Annotated in this window: 16 protein-coding genes; 8 read left to right on the forward strand and 8 right to left on the reverse strand. The window is 74.5% G+C overall.

The annotated features are described in order from the left end of the window. Positions 1–29: 29 nt before the first annotated feature. Together ACZ7EC_RS01985 and ACZ7EC_RS01990 are read right to left on the reverse strand one after the other, a co-directional pair. On the reverse strand, positions 30–1,139 hold the full coding sequence (locus tag ACZ7EC_RS01985; protein ID WP_471056436.1) for an enolase C-terminal domain-like protein: 1,110 nt from the start codon (positions 1,137–1,139) through the stop codon (positions 30–32). Between the two features lie 9 nt (positions 1,140–1,148). Beyond that, positions 1,149–4,223, reverse strand: coding sequence for an FAD-binding and (Fe-S)-binding domain-containing protein (locus ACZ7EC_RS01990; protein ID WP_471056438.1), 3,075 nt, complete (start codon positions 4,221–4,223; stop codon positions 1,149–1,151). A gap of 190 nt (positions 4,224–4,413) precedes the next feature. Here ACZ7EC_RS01990 and ACZ7EC_RS01995 point away from each other — a divergent pair, with 190 nt between their 5' ends. After that, complete coding sequence (locus ACZ7EC_RS01995) at positions 4,414–4,851, forward strand: MarR family winged helix-turn-helix transcriptional regulator (RefSeq protein WP_471056441.1); 438 nt, start codon at positions 4,414–4,416, stop codon at positions 4,849–4,851. 101 nt (positions 4,852–4,952) lie between these two features. Further along, on the forward strand, positions 4,953–5,537 hold the full coding sequence (locus tag ACZ7EC_RS02000; RefSeq protein ID WP_471056444.1) for a hydrolase: 585 nt from the start codon (positions 4,953–4,955) through the stop codon (positions 5,535–5,537). A gap of 448 nt (positions 5,538–5,985) precedes the next feature. Here ACZ7EC_RS02000 and ACZ7EC_RS02005 read toward each other — a convergent pair whose 3' ends face one another. Next, a complete protein-coding gene (locus ACZ7EC_RS02005; RefSeq protein ID WP_471056447.1) occupies positions 5,986–6,354 on the reverse strand; it encodes a DUF6479 family protein in 369 nt (122 codons plus the stop codon). A gap of 67 nt (positions 6,355–6,421) precedes the next feature. Further along, positions 6,422–6,709, reverse strand: a complete 288-nt coding sequence (locus ACZ7EC_RS02010) for a hypothetical protein (protein WP_471056450.1) — start codon at positions 6,707–6,709, stop codon at positions 6,422–6,424. A gap of 191 nt (positions 6,710–6,900) precedes the next feature. On the opposite strand from ACZ7EC_RS02010, the gene ACZ7EC_RS02015 reads away from it, so the two are divergent. The 5 genes from ACZ7EC_RS02015 to ACZ7EC_RS02035 all read left to right on the forward strand — a co-directional run bounded on the left by ACZ7EC_RS02015 (position 6,901) and on the right by ACZ7EC_RS02035 (position 15,768). Further along, complete coding sequence (locus tag ACZ7EC_RS02015) at positions 6,901–9,048, forward strand: SpoIIE family protein phosphatase (protein ID WP_471056453.1); 2,148 nt, start codon at positions 6,901–6,903, stop codon at positions 9,046–9,048. Between the two features lie 547 nt (positions 9,049–9,595). After that, complete coding sequence (locus ACZ7EC_RS02020; RefSeq protein WP_037652534.1) at positions 9,596–9,811, forward strand: hypothetical protein; 216 nt, start codon at positions 9,596–9,598, stop codon at positions 9,809–9,811. Positions 9,812–9,914: 103 nt separating this feature from the next. Further along, positions 9,915–10,721, forward strand: coding sequence for a hypothetical protein (locus ACZ7EC_RS02025; protein WP_471056456.1), 807 nt, complete (start codon positions 9,915–9,917; stop codon positions 10,719–10,721). After that, complete coding sequence (locus tag ACZ7EC_RS02030; protein WP_471056459.1) at positions 10,718–12,943, forward strand: NHLP family bacteriocin export ABC transporter peptidase/permease/ATPase subunit; 2,226 nt, start codon at positions 10,718–10,720, stop codon at positions 12,941–12,943. The genes ACZ7EC_RS02025 and ACZ7EC_RS02030 overlap by 4 nt, the downstream gene beginning before the upstream one ends. Beyond that, positions 12,943–15,768: an NHLP bacteriocin export ABC transporter permease/ATPase subunit gene (locus tag ACZ7EC_RS02035; RefSeq protein WP_471056462.1), complete on the forward strand. Its 2,826-nt coding sequence runs from the start codon at positions 12,943–12,945 to the stop codon at positions 15,766–15,768. Before ACZ7EC_RS02030 ends, ACZ7EC_RS02035 begins: the two co-directional genes overlap by 1 nt. On the opposite strand, the gene ACZ7EC_RS02040 is transcribed toward ACZ7EC_RS02035, so the two are convergent. After that, positions 15,765–16,586 carry a ribonuclease BN gene (locus ACZ7EC_RS02040; protein ID WP_471056465.1) on the reverse strand — a complete coding sequence of 274 codons (822 nt, stop codon included), beginning with the start codon at positions 16,584–16,586 and terminating at the stop codon, positions 15,765–15,767. The two genes, ACZ7EC_RS02035 and ACZ7EC_RS02040, sit on opposite strands and share 4 nt — an antisense overlap. A gap of 238 nt (positions 16,587–16,824) precedes the next feature. Between ACZ7EC_RS02040 and ACZ7EC_RS02045 the strand changes: the two genes are divergently transcribed. After that, the gene (locus ACZ7EC_RS02045) at positions 16,825–17,889 is read left to right on the forward strand and encodes an MGDG synthase family glycosyltransferase (protein WP_471057802.1); all 1,065 of its coding nucleotides are present in this window, start codon (positions 16,825–16,827) and stop codon (positions 17,887–17,889) included. Positions 17,890–17,916: 27 nt separating this feature from the next. Here the strand turns inward: ACZ7EC_RS02045 and ACZ7EC_RS02050 are convergent, their stop codons facing one another. The 3 genes from ACZ7EC_RS02050 to ACZ7EC_RS02060 are packed head-to-tail and all read right to left on the reverse strand — an operon-like array spanning position 17,917 to position 20,440. Further along, positions 17,917–18,627: a polysaccharide deacetylase family protein gene (locus ACZ7EC_RS02050; protein WP_471057805.1), complete on the reverse strand. Its 711-nt coding sequence runs from the start codon at positions 18,625–18,627 to the stop codon at positions 17,917–17,919. Positions 18,628–18,670: 43 nt separating this feature from the next. Continuing rightward, positions 18,671–19,582, reverse strand: a complete 912-nt coding sequence (locus ACZ7EC_RS02055) for a DMT family transporter (RefSeq protein WP_471056468.1) — start codon at positions 19,580–19,582, stop codon at positions 18,671–18,673. 6 nt (positions 19,583–19,588) lie between these two features. Then, complete coding sequence (locus tag ACZ7EC_RS02060) at positions 19,589–20,440, reverse strand: SDR family NAD(P)-dependent oxidoreductase (protein WP_471056471.1); 852 nt, start codon at positions 20,438–20,440, stop codon at positions 19,589–19,591. Between the last annotated feature and the right edge of the window lie 125 nt (positions 20,441–20,565).

Genomic DNA, 20,565 nt, shown 5'->3' on the forward strand with positions numbered 1-20,565 from the left:
CCTGGTCGGTGGGTTCACTGTCGGCGGGTTCACGTCACCCGGTACGGCTCCGCGCGCTCCGTCGCGAGGGACAGTCCCAGTCCGGGTGCCCCGTCGGCGCCCGGAGTGATGGTTCCGCCGCTCGGATCGGGGACGCCGTCGAAGATCAGCCGCTCGATGCGGACGTGGTCGTGGAACCACTCCAGATGGCGCAGGCCCGGCGCTGCGGCGGCGGCGTGGGCGTGAGCGGCCGGCGCGCAGTGGCCGGAGATGTCGATGCCGTGCGCGTGGGCGAGCGCGGCGGCGCGCAGCCAGACGGTGATGCCGCCGCAGCGGGTGACGTCGGCCTGGAGGCAGTCGACGGCCCCGGCGTCGATCAGATGCGCGAAGTACGGCAGCGTGTAGCCGTATTCGCCGGCCGTGACGTCCATGGGGAGCCGGTGGCGCAGGTCGGCGAGGGTGGTGAGATGGTCGGAGGAGACGGGCTCCTCGAACCAGGTGACGCCCGCCGCGGCGAGGGGGCCCGCCAGGCGCCGGGCCTGGCCGCCGGTGTAGGCGCCGTTGGCGTCGACGTACAGCTCCGCCGCGTCGCCGATGGTGGCTCGGGCCCGGTCGACGCGTTCGAGGTCGCGGTCGGTACGGCGCCCCCAGGACTCCCCGATCTTGATCTTCACGCGGGGGATGCCCGACTCCTGCGTCCAGGAGCGGAGTTGGCGGTCCTGCCGCTCGGCGTCGTAGGTGGTGAAGCCGCCGCTGCCGTAGACCGGCACCTCCTCGCGGGCGGCTCCGAGCAGGTGGACGAGGGGCAGGCCGAGGAGGCGGGCCTTGAGGTCCCACAGGGCGATGTCCGCGGCGGAGATCGCCTGCGCGGCCACACCGGGCAGTCCGGCGTTGCGCACGGCCCGCAGCATCTCCTCGTTGGCGCGCGGCACATCGAGGGCCGGGCGTCCGGTGACGGTGCCGGCGAGCACCTCGCGCACCAGGCCGGCGGTGGCGGCGGGCGCGTAGGTGTAGCCGAGTCCGGTGGTGGTGCCGCTGCGGGCGGTGACCAGGACGAGGGTGGTGCGGTCCCAGGCGAGGGTGCCGTCCGCCTCGGGCGTGTCGGTGGGCACGGTGTAGACGGCGGTGTCGAGGGCGTCGATGGTCGGCCGGTCGCTCATGCGGGCTCCTCAGGCGCGGCGCCGCAGCAGGCGCCGGGCGAGCGCGGCGCCCGCGGGCAGGGCGACGGCAGCGGGCAGGGCGGCGGTCGCCCAGCGGGCGGCGCGGGACGGCGGGGACGGCCGGTCGGCCAGGCGTTCGGGTCGCTCGCTCGGCAGATTCCCGTCGAGGGCGGACGCCAGGGCCTCGGCGAGGTGCAGCGCGCGCCGGCCGGTGCCGCCCTCCTCGATCTGGGTGCGGCAGCTGAAGCCGTCGGCGAGGACCAGGCTGCCGGGCGCGGCGCCCCGCACCGCGGGCAGCACGCCCTGTTCGGCGACGGCCATGGACACCTCGTGGTGGCCGCGTTCGAAGCCGAAGTTCCCGGCCAGCCCGCAGCAGCCCTCGTCCAGCACGTCGGCGTCGAGGTGGGCTTGGCGCATGAGTTCGCGGTCGGCGTCGTCCTTGAGGACGGCGTGCTGGTGGCAGTGGGTCTGTACGACGGCCTGGCGGGCGAGTCCGGGCGGCTGCCAGCCGTCCGGGGCGTGGTGGACGAGCTGTTCGGCGAAGGTGCGGAACTGCCCGGCGAGCCGCTGGACGTCCTGGTCGGCCGGGAGCAGTTCGGGGGCGTCGGAGCGGAAGACGGCGGCACAGGAGGGTTCGAGCCCGATCACCGGGGTGCCGGCCTCCAGATAGGGCGCGAGCACGCCGAGGGTGCGCCGCAGCACCCGTTTCGCGGTGTCGAGTTGGCCGGTGGAGATCCAGGTCAGGCCGCAGCACACCGGTTCGGTGGGCACGGCGACCCGGAATCCGGCGTCCTCCAGGACCCGGACGGCCGCGCGGCCGATCGCGGGGTGGAAGTAGGTGGTGAAGGTGTCCGGCCACAGCAGGACGGTGCGCGGGTCGGCCGGGTCCGGAGACTCCCCTCCGCGGGCGCGCCACCACTGCACGAAGGACTCCTCGGCGAACACCGGCGCCGCACGGGAACCGTCCACCCCGGCCAGCAGCTTGCCCGCGCGGGCCAGACCGGGCGCGTGCAGCGCGGAGTTGACCAGCAACGGCGCGAGGCGGGACAGCCGGGCCCACAGCGGCAGCCACCCCAGCGCGTAGTGCGCGGCGGGCCGGAGGCGGCCCTCGTAGTGGTGGGAGAGGAACTCGGCCTTGAGGGTGGCCATGTCGACGCCGGTCGGGCAGTCCGACTTGCAGCCCTTGCAGGCGAGGCACAGATCGAGGGCGTCGTGGACGGCGGTGGAGCGCCAGCCGTCCTTGACGGCGGAGTCGGCGTGCCCGTTGAGCATCTCGAACAGCAGCCGGGCCCGCCCGCGCGTGGAGTGCTCCTCCTCCCGAGTGGCCCGGTACGAGGGGCACATGACCCCTCCGGAGTGGCTGCGGCAGTTGCCGATGCCGACGCAGCGCAGCACCGCGCGCGTGAAGGAGTGCTCGTCGTCGGGGAAGCCGAAGCGGGTCTCGGGGCTGTCCGGGCGCCAGTCGGCGCCGAGGCGCAACTGCCCGTCGACCGGCTGGGGGCGCACCACCTTGCCCGGATTCATCCGGTCGTCCGGGTCGAAGAGGTCCTTCAACTCGCCGAAGGCGCCGACCAGTCGCGCACCGAACATGCGGGTGAGCAGTTCGCCGCGGGCCTGCCCGTCGCCGTGCTCGCCGGAGAGCGAGCCACCGTAGGAGGCCACGAGGTCGGCGGCGCGCTCCAGGAAGCGGCGGAAGTCCGCGACGCCCTCGGCGGCCCTCAGGTCGAAGGGGATACGGGTGTGCACACAGCCCTGCCCGAAGTGGCCGTACAGGGACGGGTGGTCGTAGTCGAACTCCTCGAACAGCTTCTTGAGGTCGCGCAGATAGTCGCCGAGGCGTTCGGGCGGTACGGCGGAGTCCTCCCAGCCCTCCCAGGTCTCGCGGCCGTCCGGCGGGCGTGCGGTGACGCCGAGCCCGGCCTCGCGGGCCCTGAGCATCTTCTGCTCGCGCTCGGGGTCGTCGGAGAAGGCGACGGCGGGGTCGTGCGCGTCGCGGCCGACGGCGGCCAGCAGGGCGTGCGCCTGTTCGTCGACGTCCTCCTGGCTGTGGCCGCTGTACTGGACCATCAGCCAGCTGTCGCCCTCGGGAAGGACGTCGAGGGAGTCGAGGTAGGCGCCTTCCTCGCGCATCAGCTGGGCCATGCGCCCGTCCAGGGCCTCCAGCTGGGTGGGCGAGCAGTGCTCCAGGAGACGGGGGACGTCGTCGGCGGCGGCGCAGATGTCGTCGTAGCCGAGGACGAGCAGCGACTGGTACGGCGGCACCGGCACCAGGTCGAGTTCGGCGCGCAGCACGGTCACGAGGGTGCCCTCGCTGCCGACGAGCGCCTTGGCCACGTCGAAGCCGTTCTCGGGCAGCAGCGAGTCGAGGTTGTAGCCGGAGACGCGGCGCGGGATCTTCGGGTAGCCGCGGCGGATGTCGGCCAGGTAGTCGGTGGCGATGCGGTCGAGGCCGGTGTAGATCTCGGCGAGCCGGCCGCCGCCGGCGATGATCCGGGCCCGTTCGGCGGGAGGGGTGGGGCCGACCCAGGCGCGTGTGCCGTCGTAGGTGAGGATCTCCAGGCGCCGGACGTTGTCGACGGTCTTGCCGTAGGCCTGGGCGGAGGCTCCGCAGGAGTTGTTGCCGATCATGCCGCCGAGCGCGCAGTGGCTGTGGGTGGACGGCTTGGGCCCGAACTGGAGCTTGTGCCGGGCGAGCTGGGCGTTGAGTTCGTCGAGGACGATACCGGGCTCCACCACACAGGTGCGCCGTTCGGTGTCCACGCTGATCAGGCCGGTGCAGTACTTGCTCCAGTCGATCACGACGGCGGTGTTCGTGGACTGCCCGGCCAGGCTGGTGCCGCCACCACGGGACAGCACGGGGGCCCCGAACCGCGCGCACACCGAGACCGCGCGGGCGCCCGCCTCCACCGTGCGGGGGACGACGACGCCGAGCGGCACCTGCCGGTAGTTGGACCCGTCGGTGGCGTAGGCGCCACGGCTGCCGGCGTCGAAGCGGACCTCGCCGTCCACCTCGGCGCGCAGGGCCGCCGCCAGTGCGGCACGGTCGGTCCGCTCGCGGGTGCCGCTCATGTCCCCAGGGCTCATCCGTGCTCCTCGCGTCCGCCGGATCGGTTCCGCTCCGGCCGCCTTCCGTGACCGCTCTCTCCACCCGCCTGCCCCGGCGGGGTCCTTCGGGCCGCCTTCGCGGGCCGCCGGACGAGTACCCGCGAGGCCGTCAGGCAAAGCTGAACAGTTCCGGCTGGACAGTTCCTCCTGATGGACCTAGGGTGACGGCATGGAAGACATCTCCGAGGCGGCCGTCCGGTCGGCGCGCGATCTGCGGGTGGTGTTCAGCCGGCTGCGGCGCCGCATCCGCGAGGTCGCCCAGGACGCGGACCTGACTCCGTCGCAGGAGTCGGCGCTGAGCCTGGCCGGCAAGCACGGCGCGGCCACCGCGAGCGCACTGGCCGCCGCCGAGGGGGTGCGCCCGCAGTCCATGGCCACGACGCTGGCCGCGCTGGAGCAGCACGGTCTGATCCGCCGCACCCCCGACCCGGACGACGGCCGCCGCCAGCTGGTCACCCTGACCGACGCCGGCCGGTCCCGTGTCGAGGGCAACAAGCAGATGCGCGAGGAGTGGCTCGCGCGCGCCTTCCAGGACCGGTACAGCGACGAGGAACGGCAGACGATCCTGACGGCCCTGGAGCTGATGCAGCGGCTGTCGCAGCCGTAGCCACCGGAAAGCCCGCGCCCGGCCCGCACCATCCGCGCGCCGGCGCACAACCCTGTACGACCCCGTACGCCCCAAGACCTCCCGAAAGGCCTGACCGACTCATGTCGCTCACCACGCTCGACCCCCGTACCGCCCTTGTCGTGATCGACCTCCAGCGCGGCATCGTGGGCTCCCCCACCCAGCCGCACTCGGCCGCCGACGTGCTCTCCCGCTCGGTCGAGCTGGCCGAGGCGTTCCGGGCCCGCGACCTGCCCGTCGTCCTGGTCCGGGTGTCCTTCGCCGCCGACTTCTCCGACGTCATGCCGGGCCGCACCGAGCAGCAGAGCGGCGGCGCGGCGCTCCCGGAGGGCTGGGACGTCATCGTCGACGAACTGACCGGCCACGCGGGCGACATCCACGTCACCAAGCACAACTGGAGCGCCCTGTTCGGCACCGACCTGGATGTGCAGCTGCGCCGCCGCGGCGTCACGCAGATCGTGCTGACCGGCGTCGCCACCAGCATCGGCGTGGAGTCCACCGCCCGTGACGCCTACGCCATGGGCTACCACGTCACCCTGGCCACCGACGCGATGGCCGACCGCGACGCCGCGACGCACGCGCACAGCGTCGAGAAGATCTTCCCGCGGCTGGGCGAGACGGGCACGACGGCGGAGATCCTGGAGCTGCTGGCGAAGACGCACGCCTGAGGACCCCGAGTGCCGTCACCGGACGACGCACTGGGCCGGCCCCTCGTACGGACGAGGGGCCGGCCCAGTGCGTCGTCCGAAGCCGCCGGTGTGTCGCGAGGCGCGACCGCCTGGCGTCCCGTCCGCTCAGTCCTCCCCACGCACGATGGTTTCCTCACAGCCGTCCGCCCCCGGCCGGGGACCGGTGCGGTCCAGGACGGCGGGGACACAGGTGCGCACCCCAAGCTCCCGCCGGTCCCGCCGGCTGTGCGCCCGGACCCATCCCGTCTCGGTCTCCGGTGCGCCCGGCTTCCCGCTCGTCTGCGCGATCACGTCGTGTCATCCACTCTCTGCGTCCTGCGGCCGGCGGGGCCGGAGCATCGGCACCCGCGCGGACCTGGTCCGAACCGTTTTGCCACGGGTAACCGTCCGGCCCGGCGGGCAAACGCCGCCGCGCGGCGCGGGCCGCTCAGGTACGGCCGCCGCCACCGCCGCCGAAGGACCCGCTGGAGCCGGGCGACCAGCGCGGACGCCGCTGGTCGTCGGCGCGCTGGGAACGGATGTTGCCGAGCTGGTGCGGGGTGAGCCGCTCGCTCCCGTCCTCGGTCTTCGGCACATCACGGGGCTCGCGCATCTCGCTGGTCTCGTGGACCGGGCCCGTCGGCGGCAGCGTGGGCTGCTCCTCCGGGCGCGGCGGGGCGGGCTCGCGCTGACGTACCTTGAAGCCCAGCCGGAACGCCCAGATCAGTCCGGCGACCAGGACGACCCCGGCGACCAGGATGAGGACGTAACCGAAGGACTGCCGACCGGTGGCCGCTTCGTACATGGCAGTGTTCATGGACGCCGTGTACCCGCAGGAGGCGACGGATACCAGCCCGCACATGGGCCTTTTCCGCGGCCGTCCGTCAGCCCGCCGGCGGTCTTCGCCCCTGGTCCGCCGCGGCGCGTGCCACCTCGGCCTCGATGTCGGCGCGCGGGCGGCCCGTCTCCTTGGCGTACTCGCTCACCGCGGTCTGCACATCGCGGGCGAGGTCGCGCCAGGCGCGCAGGGCGGTCTCGTAGGTGCCCGACTGGGCGCCGGTCATGCCCCGTTCGGCGGGCGGGCCGTACGTCTCGCGCAGGTCCTCGACCGTGGCGTGGGCCGCCTCGGCCGCCCGCTGCTTCTGCACCAGTTCTTCGAAGGTGTGTGCCACCCCATCGAATCTAGGCGCGGTCCGCTCGGCGCGCCTGTCCACGGCGCGACGAAGCCCTGCCGCGCGACCGGGGCCGGCGGGCGCGCCCAGATCGCGCCACGGTCGGGGCGCGCAACCCGGACGCTCGCCGTGCGCCGCGCGCCGTCGCGGAGGAGTCTGGTCCCGGATGCGACACGCGGCCGTAGGAGGAGGTGGTCGGCGTGTCCGACGGGCCACGGCCCCCGCGGGCAGCGGCGGCCGCCGGGACACCGGGCGGCGAGCCGGTGCTGTCGGTCGCGCTGGCCGCGATGATGGAGGAGGTGCACGCCCACTCCGGCGCCGTGTATCTGCTCAGGCGGGACGAGCCGGTCCTGGAGATGGCGGTTCACGCGGGCCTGCCGCGGGCGTTCGCGGCACCGTGGGAGCGCCTCGGGCTCGGCGCCTCGCTCCCGGTCGCGGAGGCGGTGCGGCAGCGGCGGCTGGTCTGGGTGGGCGGCGAGGAGGAGATGGCGGGGCGCTATCCGCGGATCGCGGTGGTGCTGCCGTACCCGTTCGCGCTGGCCGCGCTGCCGGTGGCCACGGAGCGCGAGGTGTACGGCGCGGTGTTCGTGACCTGGCCCGGCAGCCATCCGCCGGAGCTGTCCGGGCAGGAGCGCGACCGGCTGACGGCGGCCTGCGGGCGGCTGGCGCTGCGGCTCGCCCGTGCCGCGCGGGAGCGCAGGCCGCTGGGTCCGGAGCACGATCTGCTCGCCGCGCCCGGCCCCGGAGTGGCGGGCACCCTGGGCTCCGTGGAGGCCACCCGGATGGTGGCCCGGCTGCCGTACGGCCTGGCGTCGCTGGATCTGCACGGCCGGATCGGCTACGTCAGCCCGGCGGCGGCCACCCTGCTCGGCAAGGTCCCGGACGAACTGCTCGGCACGCTGCCGTGGGTGTCGGTGCCCTGGCTGAACGATCCGACGTACGAGGACCGTTACCGGGCGGCGCTGCTGAGCCAGCAGCCGACGTCGTTCGTGGCACTGCGCCCGCCTGGTGACTGGCTGTCGTTCCGGCTGTATCCGAGCCTGACCGGGCTGAGCATGCGTATCGTCCGGGCGCACCCGATGGCCGAGGTGGCGCCGGCCGGCCCGCCGGTGGCGGCGGGGCCGTCCCGGCTGGTGACGATCTCCCAGGTGCTGAGCCTGGCGGGCGCGCTGACCGAGGCGGTGGGGGTGCGGGACGTGGTGCAGCTGGTGTGGGACGAGGTGGCGCCCGCGGTGGGCTGCCGGGCACTGGTGCTGGCCTCGGCGCAGGGCGGGCGGCTGCATCTGCTGGGACATCGCGGGTACGACGATCCGCGCGTGGTGGAGCGGTTCGAGGGGCTGCCGCTGTCGGAGCGGACACCGGGCATGCGGGCGCTGAGCAGCGGGGTGCCCGCGTTCTTCGAGTCGCGGGAGCAGTTGGGGCGGCTCTACCCGGAGCGGGGGGAGAGCCCGGACGACTTCGCGGCGTGGGCGTATCTGCCGCTGATCGCGTCCGGGCGGCCGGTCGGCACCTGTGTGCTGGCCTATCCCGAGGCGCGGGCCTTCCCCGCCGACGAGCGGGCCGTGCTGACCGCTCTGGGCGGCCTGATCGCGCAGGCGCTGGAGCGCGCGATGCTCTACGACGCCGAGCACCAGCTGGCGCACGGGCTGCAACAGGCGCTGCTGCCGCATTCGTTGGCATCGCTGCCGGGCGTGGAGGCGGCGGCCCGGTATCTGCCGGCCACTCATGGCATGGAGATCGGCGGCGACTTCTACGACCTGGTGCCGGCCCGGCCGCTGCCGGCGGCGGTGATCGGGGACGTACAGGGGCACAACGTGACGGCGGCGGGGCTGATGGGTCAGCTGCGCACGGGGGTGCGGGCGTACACGGCGGTGGGGCAGGGCCCGCACGAGGTGATGGTCAGCATCAACCGGCTGCTGATCGAGTTGGACGCGGACCTGTTCGCCAGTTGTCTGTATCTGCGCCTCGACCCGGCGGCCGGGCGGGCCGTGATGGCGCGTGCCGGGCATCCGCCGCCGCTGCTCAGGCGCCCGGACGGCCGGGTGCGGGTGCTGGACCTGGCCGGAGGCCCGCTGCTCGGCATCGACGCCTCGGCGGCGTATCCGACGACCGAGGTCCCGCTCGCGCCCGGCTCGGTCCTCGTCCTGTACACCGACGGACTGGTGGAATCCCCCGGCGTGGACATCGAGGACGCCCTGGCGGAGCTGGGCGCCCGCCTCGCGGAGCTGGACGACCTGCCGCTGGAGACCCTCGCGGACGAACTGGTGCGCCGGAGCGTCCCGGCGGGGGCGCGGCTGGACGATGTGGCGCTGCTCCTGCTGCGGGCGCGCGGCGACTGAGCCCCCGTACCCGAGACGGCTGCGGACCGAGGCGGCACCGCAATCCGTGGCGGCATGCAATCCGAGGGGGGCATGCAATCCGTGGCGGCGCCGAACCGATACGCTCCGCGATCGATCGACAGCGGTCGGTTTCCGTCGCATACCGGAAGCCCTGCTTCAGGGAATCTGCACATTGAATACTCAACCAAGCCACGGCGGTCAGCGCTTCTGCACATCCGCGCGCCCATGCCCGCCTCCGGCGCGCGGGCGGGCCGAAGACGGCGCCCGAGGCAAGCCCGCGGCCGCGACGATGCCGTGCGGCATGTGAAAAAGTCGCCGACAAGCCGTGCCCGCGCCTGCACGCTTGGACCCGCGCGCGGCACAAGTCCCCTGGTGAGAGCCCTGATCGAGTGGAAGCGCGTCCGGCGGGCGTGCTTTGATCCTTCGCACCGCGGGGGGCCGGCGGGCCCCGGCGACGGAGCCTGCCACCCGCGGTCGCGGCCCTCCTCCTGACGAACGGAAGGGCCGTTCTCCCCTTGTGAATACCCATATGAAGGGAAGTTCCATCATGAACTCCACCCCCCAGGTCCAGACCGCCGAGATCGCCGACGCCGAGCTGGACGCCGTTTCCGGTGGTCTCCAGGTGAACGCCCTCAACACCGTGACCGGCGCCGTCAACGGCATCGCCCCGGTCTCCGACCTGGCCAACACGGCCATCGGCACGGTCGAGGGTGTCACCGGCCTGAACGTGGCCCCGGTCACCGGCCTGGTCGCCGGTCTCTGACCGAGCCTTTCCCACTCCCCGTCGGTCCCGGAGCCATCCCCGGCTCCGGGGCTCTCGGGCGCCCCGACACATCCGTGACTCCCCCACAGGTGAGGGACGTTCCGTGCAGTTCCGCCAACAGGCCCTCGCCAAGCTCCAGTCGCCCCAGGAGCTGGACCTCCCGGTGCGGCTCGCCCGCCCGCAGGGCCGGCTCGCGCTCGGTGTCACCGTCGCCGTCATGGCCGCGGCCTCCGTGTGGGCGGTGACCGGTTCGGTCGCCTCCACGGTGAGCGCGGGCGCCATCCTCACCCACGGGGAGGGCAGTTATGTGCTCCAGAGCCCCGTGGCGGGACAGGTGACGGCCGTCCTCGCCCGGCAGGGCGCACGGCTGCCCGCGAACGCCCCCGTGGTCAAGGTCCGTACCGCGCAAGGCGATTCGGTGGTCCGCACGGTCGCCGCGGGCCGGATCACCACGCTCGCCGCCACCCTTGGGCAGATCGTGCAGACCGGCACCGACGTGGCCGCCGTCGAAAAGGTCGCGCACGCGGACGACCCGCTGTACGCGACCGTGTACGTGCCCGCCGACAGCGCCGCCGCCATCCCCGCGCACGCCCCCGTGGACCTCACCGTCTCCGCCGTTCCGGCACAGCGCTACGGCGTGCTGCGCGGCGAGGTGCGCTCGGTGGACCGGACCGCGCAGTCCGCGCAGTCGATCGCCGCGTTCCTCGGCGACGGCCAGCTCGGCCGCCAGTTCACCAAGGACGGCCGCCCGGTCGCGGTGACCGTGCGGCTGACCGGCTCGCGCGCGACGAGGAGCGGCTACCGGTGGTCGACCGCCGGTGGGCCGCCGTTCCGGCTGGACTCCATGACCCTCGCCTCCGCCTCCATCCGGCTGGCCGACCAGCACCCCGTCGATTGGCTGCTCCCGTGACGTCCGCTCCCCCGCAGAGCCGCGGCCGCAGACGCGCCGCCCCCGCCCGGCGTCCGGCCCCCAAGTCCCGCGCCCGCGCGGGCCGTACGCCCACCGTGCTCCAGATGGAGGCCGTCGAGTGCGGCGCCGCCTGTCTCGCGATGGTCCTCGGCCACTACGGCCGGCACGTCCCGCTGGAGGAGCTGCGCATCGCCTGCGGGGTCTCCCGCGACGGCTCGCGCGCCAGCAACCTGCTGAAGGCCGCCCGCAGTTACGGCCTGACCGCCAAGGGCATGCAGATGGATCTGGCCGCCCTCGCCGAGGTGCGCGCCCCGGCCATCCTGTTCTGGGAATTCAACCACTACGTCGTCTACGACGGCATGGGCCGCCGCCTCGGCCGGCGCGGCATCCACATCAACGATCCTGCCAAGGGCCGCCGTTTCGTGCCGCTGGACGAGTTCGACGGCAGCTTCACCGGCGTCGTCCTGGTGCTGGAGCCCGGCCCGGACTTCACGCGGGGCGGGCGCAGGCCGGGTGTGCTCGGCGCGCTGCCGGCCCGGCTGCGCGGCACCGCGGGCACCCTGCCCGCCGCGGTGCTGGCCAGCCTGCTGCTGGTCGCGGTCGGCGCGGCCGTACCCGCGCTCAGCCGCACCTACATCGACACGTACCTGATCGGCGGCCAGACCTCGCTGCTGGGCGTGCTGTTCACCTCGATGGCCGCCTGTGTGCTGCTCACGCTGGTCCTGACCTGGCTCCAGCAGGCCAATCTGCTGCACGGCCGGATCATCTCCTCCACCCTGACCAGCGCCCGCTTCCTGCGCCATCTGCTGCGGCTGCCGGTGACGTTCTTCGCCCAGCGCTCCCCCGCCGACCTGGTGCAGCGCCTCCAGTCCAACGACCAGGTGGCGGAGACCCTGGCCCGCGACCTGGCGGCGGCCGGTGTGGACGCGATCGTGGTCGTGCTGTACGCGGTGCTGCTGTACACCTACGACCCGCAGCTGACGTTCCTCGGCATCGGCGTGGCCCTGCTGAACCTCGCCGCCATGCGGCTGGTCGGGCGGCTGCGCGCGACGCGCACGGCCAAGCTGCGCGCGGACACCGCCCGGCTGACCAACACGGCCTACACCGGGCTCCAGTTGATCGAGACGATGAAGTCGACCGGCGGCGAGGACGGGTACTTCCGCAAGTGGGCCGGGCAGCACGCCGCCACGCTGGAGGAGCAGCAGCGGCTCGGGGTGCCGAGTGCCTGGCTCGGGATCGTCGCGCCGACGCTGGCCACGTTCAACAGCGCGCTGATCCTGTGGATCGGCGGTCTGCGCGCCGTCGAGGGGCATATCTCGGTGGGTCTGCTGGTGGCCTTCCAGGCGCTGGTCACCCGCTTCACCGCGCCGCTGACCCGGCTCAACGGGGTGGCGGGCCGCATCCAGGACTTCACCGCCGACGTGGCCCGCCTGAAGGACGTGGAGAACTTCCAGCCCGATCCGCTCTACGCGCGGGCCGCGGCCGGCGGCGAGACGCGCCGGCTGCGCGGCCAGGTGGAGCTGGAGAACGTCACGTTCGGCTACAGCCCGCTGGACAAGCCGCTGCTGACCGGCTTCGACCTGACCGTGGGGCCCGGTCAGCAGGTGGCGCTGGTGGGCGGCTCGGGCAGCGGCAAGTCCACAGTGTCCAGGCTGATCTCGGGACTGTACGCGCCGTGGGACGGGGTGATCCGCATCGACGGGCGGCGCCTGGAGGACATCCCGCGCGGGGCGCTCGCCGCCTCCGTCTCCTTCGTGGACCAGGAGGTGTTCCTCTTCGAGGGTTCGGTCCGCGACAACGTCGCCCTGTGGGACCCGTCGATCCCGGACGAGGCGGTCGTCGAGGCGCTGAAGGACGCGGCCCTGTACGAGGTGGTGGCGCGGCGGCCCGGCGGCATCCACGGGAAGGTCGAGCAGGACGGCCGCAACTTCTCCGGTGGGCAGCGCCAACGCCTCGAGATCGCACGGGCGTTGGTGCGCGGGCCCAGCATCCTGGTGCTGGACGAGGTGACCAGCGCGCTGGACGCGCAGACCGAGCTGGTGGTGATGGACAACCTGCGCCGGCGCGGCTGCGCCTGTGTGGTGATCGCGCACCGGCTGAGCACGGTCCGCGACAGCGACGAGATCGTCGTGCTCCAGCACGGCACGGTGGTCGAACGCGGGCGGCACGCGGAGCTGGTGGCACGCGGCGGCGCGTACGCGGCGCTGGTCAGGGAGCGTTGATGACGTCTGTGCGGCAGGAGTACGACGGCGACCTGGTGCTCGGGGCGCTGGGCGGGCTCGGCAGCCGGGTCGACTGCGCCGGGTTCACCCGCCTCGACCTGGAGGGCCCCCAGGTGCTGTGGCTGGTGGCGGCCGGCGCCCTGGACCTGTTCGCGGTGGACGCCGGACAGCAGGGCCAGTGGCACCACCTGGGCCGGCTGGAAGCGGGCGCGCTGCTGCTCGGCCCGGTCGCCGGCCCCCGGCACACCCTGGTGGCCCGCCCGGTGCGGGACTGCGTGGTGCACCGGGTGAACCTGCGCGAGCTGTACCAGCAGGCGGGTACCGAGACCTGGTCGTACGACGAGTACGGGCAGCCGCAGTACGTGCCGCCCGCGTCCAGCCCGCTGGAGTACGCCCTCGCGCTCGGCGTCGGCCGCGGACTGTCCGTCCTCTTCCAGGCGCCGCTGGCCGAGGAGCGGCCCGAAGCCCTAGCGGACGACGACGTGTTCTGGATGCAGGTGCCCCCCGGCAGCGTCCGGTACGGCTCCCTGTACGGCGCTCAGGCCGCCGCCGATCTGCTGGTGGACCCGGCCCTGTGGCAGTCGCTGGTCGACCAGCAGTACCGGCTGCTGACCGCGCTGGACCGCTGGATCGAGCAGCTGGAGCGCGGCCACGAGACGCGCACGGCCGCCGGGATCAAGGCGGGCGAGGCGGCGGGCGTCCAGGCGGACCGCACCCTGCTGGCCTCGATCGGCCGCCGCCCGCGGCGCCCGGCGACGGCCGCCGACGCCGACGCCACCTACGCGGCCTGCGCGCTGGTCGCCCGCGCGGCCGGGATCACGCTCGCCGAGCCCGCGCGCGGCGGCACCGGGAGCGAGCGACTCGACCCGGTCGAGCGGGTGGCGCTGGCCTCGCGGGTGCGCACCCGCGCGGTCCGTCTCGAAGGCCGCTGGTGGCGGGAGAACGTGGGCCCGCTGGTGGGACGGCGGGCGCTGTCCGGGGCGCCGGTCGCCCTGCTGTGGCGGCGCGGCGGCTACGCGGCCGTCCACCCCGGCACCGGCCGGGAGACCCCCGTCGGCAAGGGGAACGCCGACGAGTTCGAACCGCGCGCGGTGATGTTCTACCGGCCGCTGCCCGACCGGGCGCTCTCCCCGCTCGGCCTGCTCCGGTTCACGCTCGGCGGCGCCCGCGGCGATCTGCTCGCCCTGCTGCTCGCGGGCCTGGTGACGGTGGCGATCGGCGCGCTGGTGCCCATCGCCACCGGCAAGGTGCTCGGCGAGTACGTGCCGAGGGCCGAGACGGGCCTGATCGTCCAGGTGTGCCTGGCGGTGATGGTGAGCGGGGTGGTGTCGGCGGCGTTCACATTGCTGGAGAACCTGTCGATCCTGCGCCTGGAGGGGCGGATCGAGGCGGCGCTGCAACCGGCCGTCTGGGACCGGCTGCTGCGGCTGCCCACCCGGTTCTTCACCCAGCGCTCCACCGGCGAACTCGCCAGTGCGGCCATGGGGATCAGCGCGATGCGCCGGATGCTGGCGGGGGTCGGGCCGGTGGTCGCCCAGTCGGTGACGGTCGGCGCGATGAACCTCGGTCTGCTGCTGTGGTACAGCGTGCCGATGGCGCTCGCGGCGATCGGCATGCTGGCCGTCATCGCGGTGGTGTTCCTGGGGCTCGGACTGTGGCAGGTGCGCTGGCAGCGGCGCCTGACGGCGCTCGGCAACCGGCTGAACAACCAGGCGTTCCAGACCCTGCGGGGGCTGCCCAAGCTGCGGGTGGCGGCCGCCGAGAACTACGCGTACGCCGCCTGGGCGCGGGAGTTCGCGCGCAGCCGGGAGCTCCAGCAGAAGGCCGGGCGGATCAAGAACCTCACCACCGTGCTCGGCGCGGTGTATCTGCCGGTGTGCTCGCTGCTGATGTTCATGCTGCTCGCGGGACCGGCGAGGGGCACGCTGTCGGCGGCGGACTTCCTCACCTTCAGCACCTCGGTGACGATGGTGCTGACCTCGGTCACCCAGCTGACCGGGGCGCTGGTGTCGGCGGTGGCCGCGCTGCCGCTGTTCGAGGAGATCCGGCCGGTCCTGGAGGCCGCCCCGGAGGTCCGCTCCGCGAGCACTCTGCCGGGTCCGCTGTCCGGCGCGCTGGAGGCCCGCAAGCTGTCCTTCCGGTACTCCGAGGACGGCCCGCTCGTCCTGGACGACGTGTCCTTCGCGGTCCGGCCGGGCGAGTTCGTCGCGGTGGTCGGCCCCAGCGGCTGCGGCAAGTCCACGCTGCTGCGGCTGCTGATCGGCTTCGACCGGCCGCTGTCCGGCAGCGTCCTGTACGACGGCCAGGACCTCGCCGCCCTCGACCAGTCGGCGGTGCGCCGCCAGTGCGGGGTGGTCCTCCAGCACGCCCAGCCGTTCACCGGGTCCCTCCTGGACGTCATCTGCGGCGCCGAGCCGTACACCCCCGAGGAGGCGATGGCGGCGGCGGAGATGGCGGGGCTCGCGGAGGACATCGCACGGATGCCGATGGGCCTGCACACCATCGTCTCCGGCAGCGGCTCGGTCTCCGGCGGGCAGCGCCAGCGGCTGATGATCGCCCAGGCGCTGATCCGCCGCCCCCGCATCCTCTTCTTCGACGAGGCGACCAGCGCGCTCGACAACGACACCCAGCGCGTCGTCATCGACAGCACCCGCAAGCTGAACGCCACCCGTGTCGTCATCGCCCACCGGCTGTCCACGGTGCTGGACGCGGACCGGGTGATCGTGATGGAGGACGGCCGTGTGGTCGAACAGGGCAGCCCCGCCGACCTGCTCGCGGACCCCACGGGCCGCCTGCACGAACTGGTCCGACGGCAACTGGCCTAACCCTCCTCATCTTCTCCCCCGTGTTCTCCCCCGTGGTGGATCGGCATCCAGTGGTGCTCGCAGAACCAGCGGCCGAACAGGGCGCCGCCGTAGATGACGAAGCCGACGCCGATCAGCCAGGACTCCAGGACGAGGACGGTGCCGACCGCGCCGTAGCTCAGGGCGTTGGTGACGATGAGGGGCGTGAAGACGAGGTAGGAGAAGGCGCGCAGCCCGGCGAGGCCCACCATGGTGGCCAGCGCGCCCGGCAGCAGTTGCCGCCAGCGGACCTGGTCACCCAGCAGGAAGTGCTGCCCCCACCAGAAGAACAGCACACCGCTGAGCCCGGACAGCAGGATCCGCTGGGAGCCGTGCAGCGCCGCCTTGGTCGCCACCTCCTGGTAGAGGTACGCCGTCAGCACGATGAGCCAGGTGGCCTGCCGCCACACCCGGTGCCAGGGCCCGGCGGCCAGGCCCCAGATGCGTTCGTAGGCGTTCTGCACGCTGCCCCCGAAGGACACGCCGAACACCGCGAGCAGTACGGCGCTCCAGGCGCTGGTGGTGCCGATGACGTGGAGCGGGGGGCTGATCACGTCCGTGACCACGCGCGCCGACGGTCCGGACAGCCCCATCCCGTCGGTCAGCCAGGAGGCGAACCCGCCCTGCACCAGCGGGTCGGCGGCGGCGACCACGATCAGCAGCGGGGCCAGCGTCACCAGCGCGAGGGTGGCGAAGCCCATCGCCCGGTGCATCAGCTCCAGCTCCCGGCCGTGCTCGAACAGGGCCTGGACGCGGATCCACCGCCAAGCGCGGTGCAGGCCGCGCCGCAACCGACTCACGGCACCTCCTGTACGCACCGCCACGCGCGTGCGGGTCCGGCAGGAACGCGCGCCTGGCTTCACTGTGGCACGGTCCGGGCGTCCCGCCACCGAGGAGAGGGCCAGTCGGGTCCGGCGACGCGCCGCGACACGGCCCCCGGTTGGCCCGTGAGACCGGCTCCGCCCCGCAGAATCGGTCCCCGTGTGTGCATCTGCCGAGGTGTCCCGGCGGCGCCGGACGCTGATCCTGAGCGCGAGCATGGGGGCCGGCCACGACACGGTCGCCGCCGAACTGGCGCGCCGCGCCGCGGGTTACGGCCATGAGCCGTACGTCGTCGACGTGCTGGCGCTGCTGCCCCGCGGACTCGGGGCGGGGCTGCGCGGCTGGTACCAGGCGGTGGTCCGGCACGCGCCCTGGGTGTACGCCGGGATCTACGACGCGTTCCTGCGCGGTGAAGGCGGCACCCGGCCGAGCGGGGTGCCGCTGGCGCGGCTCGCCGGGGAGCGGCTGCTCGCCCTCGTGGACCGGGTGGAGGCGGACGTGGTGGTGTCGGTCTTCCATCTGGCCGCCCAGCTGACCGGGCATCTGCGGGCCCGGCGGCGGCTGCGGGTGCCGAGCGCGGTCTACCTGGTCGACTTCGCCGTGCACCGGCAGTGGCTGCATCCGGGCAACGACCGCTACCTGTGCGTGACGGAGGCGGCTGCCCGCGAGGTGCGGCGGCGCCTGGGGGTGCCGGCCGCACCGACCGGTCCCGCCGTGGCACCGGGGTTCCTGGCGCCGGCTCCGGGCGCGGCGCACTGGCGGGAGCGGTTCGCCGGGCACGCGCCGGGGCGTGCGCCGGTGCTGCTGTCGGCGGGCGCCTGGGGTGCCGCGTCCCGGCCGGACGCGACCGCCGTGCTGCTCGCCGGCGCCGGATACCTGCCGGTGGTGCTGTGCGGCCGCAACCGGCGGCTGTACGAGCGGGTCGGCCGCCTTCCCGGTGTGCTCGCCCTCGACTGGGTCGCGGACATGCCCGGACTGTTCGGCGCGTCCCACGCCCTGCTGGACAACGCGGCCGGGCAGACCGCCGTGCAGGCCCTCGCGGCGGGCCTGCCGGTCATCGGCTACCGGCCCCTGCCGGGCCACGGTCTGGAGGGCGTCCGCCGGATGGCCGAACTCGGCCTGTCGGACCTCGCCCCGGACCCGTCCGCGCTGCTCAAGGCCCTGGCGGAGGTTCCGTCGGCCGCCCCGGAGAGGGCGGCGCGGGCCCGCGCCCTGTTCCGGTCGGACCCGATGGCGGCGGTGGCGCGACTCGCCGATGCCGCAGCTCCGCCGGCTTCCTGAGCGGCGGCTCCCCCGCGGGGCCGCCGCTCAGCCGATCCCGTGCCCTCCCAGCGGCCCCACCGTCAGCCCCGCCTCCCGGCAGTCCCGGACGATGCCGGGCAGGGCGTCGAGCGCGGAGCGCCAGCAGCCGGGCGCGGACTGCCGGTCCGAGTCGTGCAGCAGGATCGTGCCGCCGCCCCGCAACTGCGCGGTGACCAGGGCGTGGACCGACTCCGCGGTGGCGTCCGCGCACCAGTCCTTGCCCCAGGCCGACCACAGCACCGGCCGCAGCCCGGCCTGCCGAGCGGCCAGCCAGCGGGGCGTGGTGAGGATGCCGTAGGGCGGCCGGTACCAGCGGGGGCGCCGGCCGGTGAGGTCGTGCACGGCGCGGGCGGTGCGGGCGACGCCCACCCGTTCGCCGGCGAGGGCGGGGCGCCAGGGCCGGTCGTGGCTCCAGCCGTGCACCGCCAGCTCGTGCCCGCGCCGGGCGGTCTCCGCGACCAGCGCGGGGTGGCGCACCGCGTGTTCGCCGAGCACGAAGAAGGTGGCGCGCACGCCGAGCGCGTCCAGGGCGTCCAGGAAGCGGGGCGTGGCGACCGGGTCGGGTCCGTCGTCGAAGGTCAGGGCGACATGGTGGCGCGCTCCGGTGCCGGCGAGCCGGGGGAACAGCGGCAGCCGTACGGCCGGGAGCCAGGTGGCGGCCGGCCCGATATGGGCGCCCGCGAGCCCGAGCGGCAGCAGGACGGCGGCCGTCCGCAGGGTGCGCGCGGACGGGGCGGGCGCCCGCCACGCGGTCGGGCGCTCACTCACGGCGCGTTCCGGTCCGGGCGTCGTCCGCCTCGGCGGGCGTGTCCCAGCCCCGCAGCACGGAGGGCGCGTTGGCCAGCCCGACGCTGCCGGCGCCGATCAGCGCGATGCCGATGAGTTCCGGGATGATCCGCAGCCCGAGCTGCACGGACTCCGCGAACAGCGCCCAGCCGAGCGCCACGCTGGTGAGCGCGTCGCCCAGGGTGAGCGCGGGCTGGGAGGCGGCCAGTGAGCCGGCGCCGAGGGCGCTCTGGAGCAGCAGGAAGGCGACGAGGCCGACGGCGGCGGTGGCGTACGGCGACCAGTGGGAGAACATCGCTGCGGGTCCCAGCCGCAGCCGTCCCACGGTCTCCTTGAGCAGCGCCGCGGTGGTCGCGAAGGACACGGCGGAGCCGAGGCCCAGCAGCGCCGCGCGGGCGGGCCCCCGTACCGTGCGGGCGGCCAGCACCAGCAGCACGACGACACAGCAGGCCACCCCGCCCGCCATCAGCCACGCGCGGGAGGTGGCGTCGTCGCGGCCCGGTCGCGGCGCGGCCGACAGCAGGAAGACGGCCAGCCCCACGGCGAGCGCGGCGAACGCCAGCCAGGTGCGGCGGTCGGGGCGGCGGCGGAAGACGAGGCCGCCCACGATCAGCGTGAACAGCAGCTCGGTGGCGAGCAGCGGCTGCACCAGGGACAGGCTGCCGACGGCCAGCGCCCACGCCTGCATGAGGGCCGACAGCATCAGCAGGCCGACACCGGCCAGCCAGTCCGGGCGCCGCAGCAGCCGGCGCAGCCCCCGCAAAAGCGCGCCCGCGCCGCCGGGCTCCGCCGGGGCGTCCACCGCCGCGGCCCGGCGCTGGAGCACCGAGGAGGCGGCGTTCGCCAGCGCCGAGCACAGGGCCAGGGCGACCGTGAGCGCGAGCACCGGCGTTCACCCGAAGCGGGCGGCGAGCCGCCGGTAGAGCCCCGGCGCGGTGCCGCGCACACGGGCGGGCAGCCGCAGCCAGCCCGGCACGTACACCTCGTCGGTGCCGCGCCGTACGGCGGTGAGCACGGCGTCGGCGACCCGCTCGGGCGGCACCGGGCGGGGCCAGGAGCGCCCGTAGGGGGCGCCGCGCCGGTCGAAGAAGGGGGTGTCCACCACGCCGGGGACCACATGGGTGACGCCGACGCCGGTGCCGCGCAGTTCGTAGCGCAACGCGTCGGCGAACACGGCGACGGCGGCCTTGACCGCGGAGTAGACGGCCTCGCCGCGCACGCCCACGCTGCCCGCGACGGAGCCGAGCAGCACGATCCGCCCGGAGCCGGCCGCGACCATGTGCGGGACCAGGCCGCGCACGAGGTGCAGGGTGGCCAGCAGATCGGTGCCGACCAACTCGTCGATGCGGGCGTGGGGCATACCGGTGAAATCGCCGGCCCAGCCGACGCCGGCGCCCGCCACGACCAGGTCCACGTGGCCCAGGTGGCCGAGGGCGGCCTCGGTCACCCGGCGGTCGGCGCCGGGCCTGCCGAGGTCGGCGGCGACGGTCAGGGCCGACATCCCGGCGGCCACCTGCTCCAGGCGGGTGAGGTCGCGGCCGTTGAGCACCAGCCGCCAGCCCCCCTCGGCGGCCAGCCGGCGGGCCACGGCGGCGCCGATACCGGAGGAGGCGCCGGTCACCAGGGCGGTGGCGGGGGGCGTCCGCTGGTCGGCGGGCCCGGCGCCGACAACCGCCGCCGGGCCGGACTCCGTCACCGGGCGAGCACGGTTCGACGGACCTGCGGGGGACGGGGCGTGGGACATGGTGGCGACCTCACTGCGACGGCTTTCGGGGTCCGCGAGCTCATGGGCCGAACCTTCGCGGTGTATCCAGGGCGCCACACCCGCGATCTGCGCGCACGTGGAAGCGGCGCGGACGGGGGCGGTGG

The organism is Streptomyces sp. NPDC037203 (assembly GCF_055605065.1).

What these genes read in the sequence shown, in the direction of transcription:
- ACZ7EC_RS02060 (WP_471056471.1), bottom strand. Translation starts at nt 20,440, where the DNA reads ATGTCCCACGCCCCGTCCCCCGCAGGTCCGTCGAACCGTGCTCGCCCG.
- ACZ7EC_RS01985 (WP_471056436.1), bottom strand. Translation starts at nt 1,139, where the DNA reads ATGAGCGACCGGCCGACCATCGACGCCCTCGACACCGCCGTCTACACC.
- ACZ7EC_RS02020 (WP_037652534.1), top strand. Translation starts at nt 9,596, where the DNA reads ATGAACTCCACCCCCCAGGTCCAGACCGCCGAGATCGCCGACGCCGAG.
- ACZ7EC_RS01990 (WP_471056438.1), bottom strand. Translation starts at nt 4,223, where the DNA reads ATGAGCCCTGGGGACATGAGCGGCACCCGCGAGCGGACCGACCGTGCC.
- ACZ7EC_RS02045 (WP_471057802.1), top strand. Translation starts at nt 16,825, where the DNA reads ATGGGGGCCGGCCACGACACGGTCGCCGCCGAACTGGCGCGCCGCGCC.
- ACZ7EC_RS01995 (WP_471056441.1), top strand. Translation starts at nt 4,414, where the DNA reads ATGGAAGACATCTCCGAGGCGGCCGTCCGGTCGGCGCGCGATCTGCGG.
- ACZ7EC_RS02035 (WP_471056462.1), top strand. Translation starts at nt 12,943, where the DNA reads ATGACGTCTGTGCGGCAGGAGTACGACGGCGACCTGGTGCTCGGGGCG.
- ACZ7EC_RS02005 (WP_471056447.1), bottom strand. Translation starts at nt 6,354, where the DNA reads ATGAACACTGCCATGTACGAAGCGGCCACCGGTCGGCAGTCCTTCGGT.
- ACZ7EC_RS02000 (WP_471056444.1), top strand. Translation starts at nt 4,953, where the DNA reads ATGTCGCTCACCACGCTCGACCCCCGTACCGCCCTTGTCGTGATCGAC.